Genomic DNA, 11,865 nt, shown 5'->3' on the forward strand with positions numbered 1-11,865 from the left:
TCGGGGAGCCGGTGGCTCTCGTGGTCAACTGTTACGTTCCGGGCCGGCACGGTATACATGGTCCAGTACTGCGTGATCTGCACGGGGGCGCATCCCGGCGCAGACCTTGGGCCTGCACGGCGGGCTCGCGCCGCCGGGGGCCCGCGAGCCAGGTGGCCGGTTGCCCCATGAACACCGCGTCCGGGATACCGCGCCCGCGCAGACCTTCCGGAAGAAGGATGCGCCATGACAACAGACGCCACCGCCGAGCCCGTGACCTTCGCCGATCTCGAGCTGGCCCCCGAGATCCTGCGGGCTCTGTCCGGGCTGGGCTACGAGGAACCGACCCCGATCCAGCGGGAGGCCATCCCACCTCTGCTGGCGGGCCATGACCTACTGGGACAGGCCGCCACAGGCACCGGGAAGACCGCCGCGTTCGCGCTCCCGATCATCGAGCGCATCCACCGTGGGCGCGAGGGGAAGGGACCGGCCGCCCTGGTGCTGGTACCCACCCGGGAGCTGGCCATCCAGGTGTCGGAGGCGGTCCATCGCTACGGCACCGACCTGGGCGTCCGTGTCCTGCCCGTGTACGGCGGTCAGCCCATCGGACGGCAGTTGCGCGCTCTGGAGCGTGGCGTGGACGTGGTCGTGGCGACGCCGGGCCGAGCCCTGGACCACATCTCGCGGGGGACGCTGCGCCTGGACGATCTGCGGACGGTCGTCCTGGACGAGGCCGACGAGATGCTCGACATGGGCTTCTCCGAGGACATCGACACGATCCTGGAGAACGTTCCGGAAGAGCGCCAGACCGTGCTGTTCTCGGCGACGATGCCCTCCCGGATCGACGCCATGGCCCGGCGCCATCTGCGGGAGCCGGTCCGGGTGGAGATCGAACGGGAGGCGACGGCCCCGGGCGAGGCCCCGCGGGTGCGGGAGTCCGCCTACATCGTGGCGCGGGGGCAGAAGCCGGCCGCGCTCGGCAGGGTCCTCGACGTGGAGTCCCCGGACGCCGCCATCGTGTTCTGCCGGACGCGCGACCAGGTCGACACGCTCACCGAGACCCTCAACGGCCGCGGCTACCGGGCCGAGGCGCTGCACGGCGGGCTGAGCCAGGAACAGCGGGACCGGGTCATGGGGCGCCTGCGCGGCGGCACGGCGGACCTGCTGGTCGCCACGGACGTCGCCGCCCGGGGCATCGACGTCGAGCACCTCACCCACGTGATCAACTACGACGTTCCCTCCGCGTCGGAGTCGTACGTGCACCGCAGCGGCCGGGTCGGGCGCGCCGGGCGCGAGGGCGTGGCGATCACGCTCGCGGAGCCGCGGGAGCACCGGATGCTCAAGTCGATCGAGCGTGCCACCGGGCGCTCGATCCCGGTGGAGAAGGTGCCGTCCGTCGCCGACCTGCGGGCCAGGCGGCTGGAACTGACGCGGGCCTCGCTGCAGGAGAGCCTCATCGAGGACGAGGACCTGGACCGGTTCCGGGTGGTGGTGGAGACCCTCAGTGACGAGTTCGACGTGATGGACGTGGCGCTGGCGGCGGTGAAGCTGGCGCACGAGTCGAGCGGTGCCGCGTTCGACGAGGAGGAGATCCCCGAGGTGGCACCCCGGGACCGTGACCGGGACCGGGATCGCGGCGGCCGGGACCGCGGTCCGCGCGGGCGCAAGGGAGGCAACCGGCTCTCGCCGGGCATGACGCGTCTGTTCGTCGGGGCCGGGCGCAGCACCGGTATCCGGCCGCAGGACCTGGTGGGCGCCATCGCCGGGGAGACGCGGCTGAGCGGCCGGGACATCGGGTCGATCGAGATCGCCGACCGTTTCTCGCTGGTGGAGGTGCCGGAGAACGCGGCCGAGGACGTGATCCGCTCTCTGCGCGGGGCCTCGATCAAGGGGCGCAAGGCGCACATCCGACGGGAGCGGGACCAGGTCCGCTGACCGGGGCTGCCGAGCGAGGCTGCTGACGGGGGCTGCTGACGGGGTCGTCGGCGCTGTCGGACCCTCGGAGCTGTCCGGACGGTGCCGTCGGCCCCCGTCGGCCCCTTCGGCTCGGACCGTCCGGACAGCTCCGGCCGGCTCCGGACAGCTCCGGACAGCTCCGGACCGGTGGTTCCGTCCACAGTGCGGAATTCGTTCGCGGGCAGTCCGGCGCTCTGCTTGGCTCGCCCCATGAGTGATCTGCGCATCCGGCACGCCACCCGCGCCGACATCGACACCGTGCTGGGGTTCTGGCGCGACGCCGCCGAGGGAACGAGCATCAGCGACGACCACGAAGGAGTGTCCCGGCTCCTCACCACGGACCCCGAAGCCCTGCTTCTGGCGGAGCGCGACGGGGTCCTGGCGGGGACCGTGATAGCCGCCTTCGACGGCTGGCGCTGCTCGGCCTACCGGCTGGCCGTGCATCCGGACCACCGTCGGCGGGGCATCGCCACCGCGCTGCTGCGCGCGGCGGAGGAACGGTTCGCGGTGCTGGGCGGCCGGCGCGTCGACGCGATGGTCCTGGAGGCCAACGAGCATGCCCACCACACCTGGTCCGCGACGGGCTACCGGCGCGAGGACCACTGGCGACGCTGGGTGAAGCCCCTCGCCGAGCGCACGCACGACAGGAGCCGAGCGGCCGACTGAGCCCTCCGCCGGCCCACACCCGAGGGCTCTTTGCCTTTCCTTTACCATTGGGGGCACCCGGCCCTCCGTGAAAGGTTGTGAGCGTCCCGCCATGGGCGACCCTCCCCGTCCACGACACCGCGCGATCCGCCCCGCATTGCCCGATCATGGGACGGGGGTGACCCGATGACCGAAGTACTGCTCCTCCTGGTGGCGATCCTGCTGTCGCTCGCCTGCGGCGCCTTCGTGGCGGCGGAGTTCTCGCTCACCACGGTCGAGCGCGGTGAACTGGAGCGGGCCGCCGCGCGCGGCGAGCGCGGCGCGGCGGGCGCGCTGAAAGCCGTACGGAACCTGACCTTCCAGCTCTCGGGCGCCCAGCTCGGGATCACCGTCACCAACCTGGTGGTCGGCATGCTCGCCGAGCCGTCGATCGCCAAGCTGCTCGCCGGTCCGTTCCGGGCCATGGGCCTCTCCACGGCCACGGCCGGTTCGGTGGCGCTGATCCTGGGCACCGCCCTGTCGACGGTGTTCCTGATGGTCGTCGGCGAGCTGGTGCCCAAGAACTGGGCGATCTCCGCACCGCTGGCCGTGGCCACCTGGGTGGGCACCCCGCAACGCTGGTTCAGCGCCGCCTTCCGCCCCTTCATCACGCACCTCAACAACACCGCCAACCGTGTCGTACGACGGTTCGGCCTCACGCCCACCGAGGAGCTGACGTCCGCGCGCGGGCCGCAGGAGCTGGTGGCCCTCGCGCGGCACTCCGCGAAGGCGGGGGCGCTGGAGCAGGACACGGCCGAGCTGTTCGTGCGCACCCTGAACCTCGCCGACCTGACGGCGGAGAACGTGATGACCCCGCGCGTCCAGGTCGTCGCCCTCGACACGCAGGCGACCTGCGCGGACGTGGCGAACGCGACCCGGGCGACCGGCCTGTCCCGGTTCCCGGTCCACCGCGGGGGCCTCGACGCGGTGGTCGGCGTCGCCCACGTCAAGGACGTCCTGGCGCTGCCCGCCGACGAGCGCCCCTTCCGCTCGGTCACCCAGGTGATGCGCGAACCCTTGCTGGTGCCGGAGTCCCTCACGGTCGACCGGCTGCTGGACCGGCTGTCCGGCCGGCGCACGATGGCCGTCGTCATCGACGAGTACGGCGGTACGGCGGGCGTCGCGACCCTGGAGGACATCGTCGAGGAGGTCGTCGGCGAGGTGCGTGACGAGCACGACCCGCACGAGACGCCCGACCTCGCCCCGGCCGGGGCCGACGCCGAGGGCCGGGCCCTGTACTCGGCCGACGGCGCCGCCCGCATGGACGAGCTGGCGCGGGTGGGCCTGCGCGTGCCCGAGGGGCCGTACGAGACGCTGGCCGGTCTCGTGGCCACCGAGCTGGGCCGCATACCGGCCGTCGGGGACCGCGTGGAGGTCGCCGGCTGGCGGCTGGACGTGGTGGACTCCTCCGGGCACCGGGCGGCCCGGGTGCTGATGCACGCACCCCTGCCGACCGAACCCCGCGACGGGCCTGGACGGGAACGGACGGGCCGGAGCGACAGACAGACGGGGCGGAGCGACAAACGAACGGCCCGGGGCGACAAACGAACGGGCCGGGGCGGCAGACGGACAGGCCGGGGGGACGAGCAGACCGGCCGGGGCGACGAGCGGACGGAGGGGGCGCGATGACCGCCGTACAGCTGCTGATCGGTCTGGCGACCCTCGTCGTCAACGCGTTCTTCGTCGGCGCCGAGTTCGCGCTGATCTCGGTGCGCCGCTCGCAGGTCGAGCCGCTGGCCCAGGAGGGCGACCGGCGCGCCCGGAGCGTGCTGTGGGGCCTGGAGCACGTGTCCGCGCTGCTGGCCGCGGCCCAGCTCGGCATCACGCTGTGCACGCTGGTCCTGGGTGTGGTGGCCGAGCCGGCCATCGCGCATCTGCTGGAGCCGGTGTTCCACGCGACCGGCGTGTCCACGGGCGTGGGCCACGCGGTGTCGTTCGTGATCGCGCTGACCCTGGCGACGTACCTGCACATGCTGTTCGGCGAGATGGTGCCCAAGAACATCGCGCTCGCCGAACCGGTGCGCAGCGCGCTGCTGCTCGGCCCTCCCCTGGTCGCGCTGTCACGAGGGCTGCGGCCGGTGATCTTCACGATCAACGCCTTCGCGAACGGCCTGCTGAAGCTGCTCAGGGTGGACGCCAAGGGGGAGGTCGCGGCGACGTTCTCGGACACCGAACTCGCCGAGATCGTCAAGGACGCCGGCGCCGCCGGCCTGATCGACGACCGGGCACGCGAGCGGCTGCACGACGCCCTGGAACTGGGCCGCCGGCCGGTGCGGGACGTGGTGGTGCCGCTGGAGCACGTGGTCTACGCGCGCGTGGGCGTCACCCCCGAGGAGCTGGAGGGGCTGTCGGCCGACTCGGGCTTCTCGCGGTTCCCCGTGGTCGACGTGGGCCGCCGGATCGTGGGCTATCTGCACGTCAAGGACGCCCTGGACGCCTCGCCCCGGGACGCGCCGTTCCGGCTGCGGGACATGCGGTCGATCGCGCGCGTGCGCGAGAGCACACCGATGGACGACGTGCTCAGCGCGATGCGGAGCAGCCGTACGCACCTGGCGGCCGTGCTGGGGGACGACGGGCGGCTGGCCGGTCTGGTGACGATGGAGGACGTGCTCCGGGAACTGTTCGGACAGCCCGCGTGAGCCGTGCGGGGGGGGCGGAGGGCGGGCACGATCCGCGCAGGTCGCCCCGCCCCCCTTCCCTCTCCTCCCGGGGGCACCAAACCGCCGGTTTCCGGGCCGGGATACCATCGCTCCCGCCATGCAGACGAATTCCACATCCCCCGCGCACACCAGCCTCGTCGCCATCGGCGACTCCTTCACCGAGGGGATGTCGGACCTCCTGCCCGACGGCTCCTACCGCGGCTGGGCCGACGTTCTCGCCTCGCGGATGGCCGCCCACACCCCCGGCTTCCGCTACGCCAACCTCGCCGTACGCGGGAAGCTGATCGGACAGATCGTCGACGAGCAGGTCGACGCGGCGGCAGCGATGAACCCCGACGTCATCACGCTGGTCGGCGGCCTCAACGACACTCTGCGACCCAAGTGCGACATGGGCAGGGTGCGGGGGCTGCTGACCGAGGCCGTGGAGCGGCTGGCGCCCAGCTGCAAGCAGCTCGTGCTGATGCGCAGCCCCGGCCGGCAGGGCCCGGTGCTGGAGCGGTTCCGTCCGCGCATGGAGGAGCTGTTCGCCTGCGTCGACGAGCTGGCCGAGAAGCACGGCGCCGTGGTGGTCGACCTGTACGCCGCGCCGTCGCTGGCCGACCCGCGGCTGTGGGACGTGGACCGGCTGCACCTGACGCCCGAGGGGCACCGCCGTATCGCGGAGGCGGTGTGGCAGTCACTCGGCTACGAGGCCGAGGACACCGAGTGGCGCACCCCGATGGCCGCCACCCCGCCGCCGGGCTGGGTCTCGCGCCGGGCCGCGGACGCGCAGTTCGCCCGGCAGTACCTGCTGCCCTGGATAGGCCGCCGCCTCACCGGCCGCTCCTCCGGCGACGGCCGGACAGGCGCCCACTTCAGCGCCGAGCTGGGCAAACCCTTCTGGGTCACCCCCGCGGACCACACGAACCCGGGCCCGGTGACGGACTGGCGACAGGTGAATCCCTGACCTGGAGCGCCGCCCGGCTGCCGAGGGCCTGAACGGCGGAGAAGATTACGGGGCGTGCGTCCCGAAACGCACGCATCTCCTCGTACTCGTCGAAAAAACCCTCACCGTAGTGGCGTTCCCCAAGAGCAACGCACTCGTCGTCGGCGTCAGTCGTCAATGGGCCCCACCAGGCAAGTCTGGCTCCAGCCGTCGGCCTCGGTCACCTGACCCGCGGCTCAGTGAGGAGAACGACTCGATCAGCCTCCACGTCGAAGCCGAGCACCGGATGGCCATAGTCGCCCTCCGGGTCCATCAGCACCGGCTTGCCCAACCGCCGCCCGATCTCCCGAAGGAAGCCGCAGAACGCATCGAGTCGTTCCTGGCCCTGCAACTCCCGCAGGTCGACGTCGAAGTCGACTTCATCATCAGCGTGGAACCGGAAGATCGCCAACACATCGGTGGTCGGCCAGACCCGCAGGTGCGGGCATTCGGCATCCGCCGGGCGTGAGAGCGCGGCCTCCGCCCGTGGCATCGGAAGCACCGTCTCGCCTTCGGAGTACTGGCACTTCCAGCCCCTCTCCGCGACAAGATCGAGGACCCCCTGCCAGTCCTCCACCGAGGCATCGGGCACACGCACGTCCGGCAGCGGCCCCATCAGGTCCGGGTCGAAGAAGCACTGCACGTCATCCCACAGCAGATCAGCCACCCCGCCATGCTGCCCGGCTCCCCGACCCAATGCACCCCCGGCCCCGGCCCCGCTGCGCCGCCTTCGGCAAGTCATCGCACGCAACTGCCGTTGATTGCACGACAATTGACCAGGTGCTGAGAGCTGAGCAGATGTGGAAGGCAGCCGAGGGCACATGGGTGCGGTGTGAGTACGGGTACTCATGCGTACGAACCGGAGGGCGCCGCATGATGTCCGGGACGTGATCGGCAAGTCACGTCGGCAGAAGGGTGTTGAAGGTGGGAGCAGGATCGTCGCCTGGCCCGGTGGATCAGCCGGATGAGCCGGGCCGGCCGAACGGGGCGCGCGGGTCGGACAAGTTGAGCCAGGCCGGACCACGCCGGCGAAGCTCGCCCCTGCAGCGGATCGTCACGGTGCTGGGCTGTGTGCTGGGCGGCGTCCTGATGCTCAGCGGTCTGCTGGTCGTCGGCGTGATGGTGCTGCTGTGGACGGGCTCCATCCAGCTGTTTCCGAACAAGTGAGGAGGGGAGATCACGTGAGGAGGGAACGGCCGTACATGTCGCTGCTCGCTCGTACCGCGGTCCGGATCCGCGTGCTGGTCACACTGTGCCGCCCGGCCGTGGCGGTGCTGTTCGCTCTCTACACGGCGCTCGGCCTCGCCCAGGCCGGCCAGGCGGAGCGTCCGCTGCTGCTGGCCCGGTGTCTGGTACCGGTGGTGGCGTTCCTGCTGTGCTCGGTGTGCGTGAACGACCTCTCGGACCAGGCCGTCGACCAGGTCAACCTGGCCGGTGACCGAAGCCGCCCGCTCGTCACCGGCATGGCCGGCGCCCGCGACCTCGTCGTCACCGCCGTGACGGCCGGGGGCATCGCGCTCGGAACGGCTTTCCTGCTGGGCACGCGCCCGGGGCTGGTCATGGCCGCCGCGCTCGCACTCAGCGCGGGCTACTCGGTGCGCCCCGTCCGCTTCGCCGACCGCGGAGCCGTCGCGGCGCTGGTCCTGCCGGCCTGCTACGTCGCGTTGCCGTACCTGCTGGCCCTGACAGCCGCCGGCCACCGGATCGGCCCCCGCGACCTGCTCATGCTCGCCGGCCTCTACGCGGGCTTCGTCGGCCGCATCGTGCTCAAGGACTTCCGCGACGTGCGCGGCGACGCGCTCTTCGGCAAGCGCACCTTCCTGGTCCGGCACGGTCGGCGCGCGACCTGCCTGTTCAGCGCCTGCTTCTGGAGCGTCGGCTGCGGCGTCATCCTGCTCGCCACACCGTCCCGCTCGCCGGTCCTGATCGCCTCTTACGCCCTGTGCCTGGGCACCGTCGTACTGATCCTGCGCACCCTCGCGGGCGAGGTGGGGCACCGCGAGGAGGAAGCGCTGATCACCGGCGTGGCAGCGGTCGGCCGGGGACTGCTCACGCTCCAGCTGACCCACCTGGCGGCCGGGCAGGCCGACTGGAGCACGCCGGCGCGCTCCGCGGCGGTGGGCGCGCTGACGCTGCTGACCCTGGCACAGGCGTTCAGCCTGGTGCGGAACGGCCCGAGGACGAATCTCACGCTCGCCTCGCTGCCCCGCGACACCGATGCCCTCCCGGCTCACGCGGCGGCGGCCGACACCGATGCCCTCCTCGCCTGTGCCACGGCCACTGGCGCCGATGGCCTGCCGCCCCACGCCCCCGCCCCCACCCCTCGACACGGCTGACCTCCCGTCCATACCCCGCCCCCAGCTGCCGGCCCCGGAAGTCGACGGGCGATTCCCGACCTGCCCGGTCTTCGCCTCACAGCCGCGAACCCGGCGGTGATCTGCATCGTTTCTCTGCTTCGGCCAACTCACCGGCGTGCGGCGGTGCCCCAGGGCCGCCTCCGCACGCCGGCGTTCAGAGCGCGGCCCGCTCCACGGGGATCCACAGCTCCGCGTCCGACTGTGTGGCGTCCTGCGACAGCCGGGTCCGCAGGATCTCGGGTCCCGGTCGGCTCCGGTACGGGTTGGACGGGAACCACTGCGTGAACACGTCGCGCCAGAGGTACTGCAGCGCCTGCGGAAACGGCCCGGAGCTCTCGAAGACGGCCCACGTCCCGGCCGGCACGGTGAGCGCGTCCATGCCCTCGGGTACGGCCGCTCGGGTCACCACCCCGTGGTAGTAGTCGAGTTCGGTTCCCTCCGCCCGACTCGGGTCGAGGTTCACACTCACCCCTACGATCCCCTGCGGCTCCTGATCGGAGAGGCTCTGCACGCGCTGGAGCGTCTCCTTGCCGATGCTCCGGATGAAGTCGGCGATGGCGGAGTTCATCCCCTCGTGCACGAGGGGGACGCGGGCCATCCTGCCGACCACCCGGAACTCGTCCTTCTCCACGATCCGGTATCGCATACTGCTGCTCCCTTCGACGGTGAGGCGGAAGGACAGCCGTGGCTGGGACTGGAGACTCGCACCGGTCCGTCTGGCCTCGCCGGGACCGACGCCGTGCATGCCACGGAACGCGCGCGCGAACGCCTCCCCCGACGTGTAGCCGTAGCGCACCGCGATCTCCAACAGCGTCCGGTCCCCGGCCAGCACCTCGGCGCCGGCGATGGTGAGCCGCCTGCGCCGGATGTACTCCGACAGCGGCATTCCCGCCAGCGCGGAGAACAGCCGCCGGAAGTGGTAGTCCGAAGTCACCACGATCCGCGCCAGATCGGCCACCTCGACCCGCCGGTCGAGGTGGCGCTCGATGTGCTCCATGGCCTGGTTCAGCCGCTCCAGCACCCCGGCCTCCTTCCCTTTCGGTCACTCACGTTAGGAAGGGCCCACCCTGCCGGACCCGACATCCTGTGCCCGATCCGGTCGGGTGCGGCAGGCCACCGACGCCCCGCGCACGTCACGGGGAGGGGGCCGGTCAGGCGCTGTCGGGCCACGTGAACCCGAGCTCCTCGGCGCGCTCACGGCTCCCACCGCACACCTGCGCGTACGACTTCGGGTCCTCTTCGGCGAGCCGGCGCAAGGCGGCCGCGGCCTGTTCCTCGGGTGGTGTGCCGTCGTCCGCGACGACCCAGCGGAACTGGAGCGGACTGTCCGCTCGTTCCGGGCTGCCGGATTCCAAACCCGGCAGGTACCAGAAGGTCACCACGGCGGTGTCGGGGTCGGCGAAGCCACTGCCGATCCAGCTTCGGCTCGCGTCCCATCGGCTCAGCAGATCCGGCTTCTCGATCAACCCCGCTCTGATCAGGCGGGCGACGGTGCGGGTCCGCCAGGACCAGGCGCGGTCGGTCTCGGCTCTGGTGATCTCCGCGTCGTAGGCGGAGGCGTCGAACCGGTGGGCGGGCGGGTACGGCACGGTGTCGCGGGAGCCCGGCATGGTCTGCCGCCAGTTCTCCCAGACCACCTGGTCCGCGTCGCGCCTGATGGTGACGTAGAGCGCACCACAGCACCCCTCGGTGCAGTGAGCCTCCGCGAGTTGCACCTCTCGGGGCTCCGCTCCGGCCCGCAGCCGACCATCGTCCAGCAGGCACTCGGGGCTGTGGGCGGGCCCGCGGCCGAACATCGCGGGAACCACCGGGCAGCCGTCGATGAGCACACGTGCCTCGACGGGTTCCCGGTCCGCGGGGTCACCGGCCACCACTTCGACGCGGAACCTGTCGGACGTGGCTGAGCGGCGCTCAAACGGCCGCCGTCCGGTGCGCCGGATCCAGTCGGTTCGCGGCCGCTGGTCCGCCGTGCCGCCGGTGGCGCCCGCCACCGCCCATCGGGGCTCGGCCAGCAACCGCCCGATCAATTCCAGCAGCACCGCGCGCCGCTCGGGCGGCCAGTCCAGCAGCACACCGGTGCCGCTGCTCAGATCCAGCGCGAGCGACAGCAGCATGGCCGCGTTGTCGAGGGTGGGCGGCAGCAGACCGGCTCGGCCGACGACGCCGTCGTACACGCGGACGGCATCGCGGTAGGCAAGGAGGTCGGACGGGTCGTCGCGTGAGCACCCCATCCGGACGAGCAGCCTGCCCGCCTGGGCGAGGAGGCCGGTGTCGGAGGGACGGTGGTCGAGGAGGTCGGACAACCGCGCGGCCTCCGCGATCCGGCGGGCGACCGCGCTCCCGACGAATTGGGGTGTGGTGGGCAGCGCGACCAGTTCCGGGCGGACGGCCTGCCGGTCACCCGTCCACAGGGTGTGGACGAGCGACTGCAGTCCGTCACGGCGAGCATGCACGGCGAGCCACAGGACGGCCGCGGATCGGCGGTCGAGAACGTCGAGCGCGCCGACCGCTGGGCCGGTGAGTGCCCGGAACAGGCCGAGAACGCGGAGATACGGGACGTCCTCGGGACCGCCCAGGCGGCCCAGCAGGGCGATGCCCGCGGTGACGGTGGACGTGGTCGTACCGGTCCGGACCAGCCTCCGGCCCAGGGTGCGTGCCGCATCCACCTGCTCGGCGGGCAGTGGCAGCGCGGCGACGGCAGACCTGATCAGGTGTCTGTGGCGATCCTGGATGCCGAGTCGTTCGAAGCGGCGACGCAGGGTGTCGGAGTCGTCCGGAAGTGGGCTGAGCGCTGCGTGGACGGCGCTCTTCGCCTCTTCGTGAGAGAGCGGATCGTCGCCCGCAGCGGCCTTCCGGGGCGGGGAGTAACCGCGCTGGGGCGGGACCCCGTCCGGGGACGCGCGCAGCAGGCGCAGGGCGTGGTCGTACAGAGCGGTCGGAGGAGTGAGCGCGCCGCGCTCTTCCTGGGCGCTCACCGGGTGAAGCGGTACTCGATTCCATAAGTCATGCGCGCAGCATGCCAGCCGGTCGGCACCGTGTCGAAGGAATTGGCGGGGCCGCGGCAGGTTCCGACAGCCACCCCGAGATCCCCCGCGCTCCCCCGAGATCCCCCGGCCCGCCCGTGCGGTGCTGTCCAGCGCCGAGAAGTCGATCACGCGCGGGCGTGTGTGCCGGAACACGGCATCGTCGCGGACCAGGCGGGTCCGGGCAGGCCGGACAGGGCCGGGCAGGAGCTCCCCGAGCGCCGCGCGCGCAAGGGCGGAAG

The 11,865-nt window shown here is 72.1% G+C and carries 10 protein-coding genes; 7 read left to right on the top strand and 3 right to left on the bottom strand.

Going from position 1 to position 11,865, the window contains the following annotated elements; translation table 11 throughout:
- Positions 1–225: 225 nt before the first annotated feature.
- From OIB37_RS06050 to OIB37_RS06070, 5 genes are all read left to right on the top strand, one after another.
- Complete coding sequence (locus tag OIB37_RS06050) at positions 226–1,914, top strand: DEAD/DEAH box helicase (RefSeq protein WP_330456487.1); 1,689 nt, start codon at positions 226–228, stop codon at positions 1,912–1,914.
- A 231-nt stretch (positions 1,915–2,145) separates the two neighbouring features.
- Positions 2,146–2,601: a GNAT family N-acetyltransferase gene (locus OIB37_RS06055; RefSeq protein WP_330456488.1), complete on the top strand. Its 456-nt coding sequence runs from the start codon at positions 2,146–2,148 to the stop codon at positions 2,599–2,601.
- A 165-nt stretch (positions 2,602–2,766) separates the two neighbouring features.
- The gene (locus tag OIB37_RS06060; protein ID WP_330456489.1) at positions 2,767–4,248 is read left to right on the top strand and encodes a hemolysin family protein; all 1,482 of its coding nucleotides are present in this window, start codon (positions 2,767–2,769) and stop codon (positions 4,246–4,248) included.
- Entirely contained in the window at positions 4,245–5,258 is a 1,014-nt protein-coding gene (locus OIB37_RS06065; protein WP_330456490.1) for a hemolysin family protein, read from the top strand. Before OIB37_RS06060 ends, OIB37_RS06065 begins: the two co-directional genes overlap by 4 nt.
- Positions 5,259–5,376: 118 nt before the next feature.
- Positions 5,377–6,225 carry an SGNH/GDSL hydrolase family protein gene (locus OIB37_RS06070; RefSeq protein WP_330456491.1) on the top strand — a complete coding sequence of 283 codons (849 nt, stop codon included), beginning with the start codon at positions 5,377–5,379 and terminating at the stop codon, positions 6,223–6,225.
- A gap of 199 nt (positions 6,226–6,424) precedes the next feature.
- Here OIB37_RS06070 and OIB37_RS06075 read toward each other — a convergent pair whose 3' ends face one another.
- The gene (locus OIB37_RS06075) at positions 6,425–6,910 is read right to left on the bottom strand and encodes a hypothetical protein (RefSeq protein ID WP_330456492.1); all 486 of its coding nucleotides are present in this window, start codon (positions 6,908–6,910) and stop codon (positions 6,425–6,427) included.
- Positions 6,911–7,194: 284 nt separating this feature from the next.
- Here OIB37_RS06075 and OIB37_RS06080 point away from each other — a divergent pair, with 284 nt between their 5' ends.
- Together OIB37_RS06080 and OIB37_RS06085 are read left to right on the top strand one after the other, a co-directional pair.
- Complete coding sequence (locus OIB37_RS06080) at positions 7,195–7,410, top strand: hypothetical protein (protein ID WP_330456493.1); 216 nt, start codon at positions 7,195–7,197, stop codon at positions 7,408–7,410.
- A gap of 35 nt (positions 7,411–7,445) precedes the next feature.
- On the top strand, positions 7,446–8,579 hold the full coding sequence (locus tag OIB37_RS06085) for a UbiA prenyltransferase family protein (RefSeq protein WP_330456494.1): 1,134 nt from the start codon (positions 7,446–7,448) through the stop codon (positions 8,577–8,579).
- Between the two features lie 175 nt (positions 8,580–8,754).
- On the opposite strand, the gene OIB37_RS06090 is transcribed toward OIB37_RS06085, so the two are convergent.
- Together OIB37_RS06090 and OIB37_RS06095 are read right to left on the bottom strand one after the other, a co-directional pair.
- Entirely contained in the window at positions 8,755–9,621 is an 867-nt protein-coding gene (locus OIB37_RS06090; protein WP_330456495.1) for an AraC family transcriptional regulator, read from the bottom strand.
- Between the two features lie 130 nt (positions 9,622–9,751).
- Complete coding sequence (locus OIB37_RS06095; protein ID WP_330456496.1) at positions 9,752–11,575, bottom strand: hypothetical protein; 1,824 nt, start codon at positions 11,573–11,575, stop codon at positions 9,752–9,754.
- Positions 11,576–11,865 lie beyond the last annotated feature (290 nt).

The organism is Streptomyces sp. NBC_00820 (genome assembly GCF_036347055.1).
Lineage (GTDB): Bacteria > Actinomycetota > Actinomycetes > Streptomycetales > Streptomycetaceae > Streptomyces.

Excerpts from the sequence above, each read along its gene's own strand:
- OIB37_RS06050 (WP_330456487.1), top strand. The coding sequence starts at position 226 with ATGACAACAGACGCCACCGCCGAGCCCGTGACCTTCGCCGATCTCGAG.
- OIB37_RS06055 (WP_330456488.1), top strand. The coding sequence starts at position 2,146 with ATGAGTGATCTGCGCATCCGGCACGCCACCCGCGCCGACATCGACACC.
- OIB37_RS06060 (WP_330456489.1), top strand. The coding sequence starts at position 2,767 with ATGACCGAAGTACTGCTCCTCCTGGTGGCGATCCTGCTGTCGCTCGCC.
- OIB37_RS06065 (WP_330456490.1), top strand. The coding sequence starts at position 4,245 with ATGACCGCCGTACAGCTGCTGATCGGTCTGGCGACCCTCGTCGTCAAC.
- OIB37_RS06070 (WP_330456491.1), top strand. The coding sequence starts at position 5,377 with ATGCAGACGAATTCCACATCCCCCGCGCACACCAGCCTCGTCGCCATC.
- OIB37_RS06085 (WP_330456494.1), top strand. The coding sequence starts at position 7,446 with ATGTCGCTGCTCGCTCGTACCGCGGTCCGGATCCGCGTGCTGGTCACA.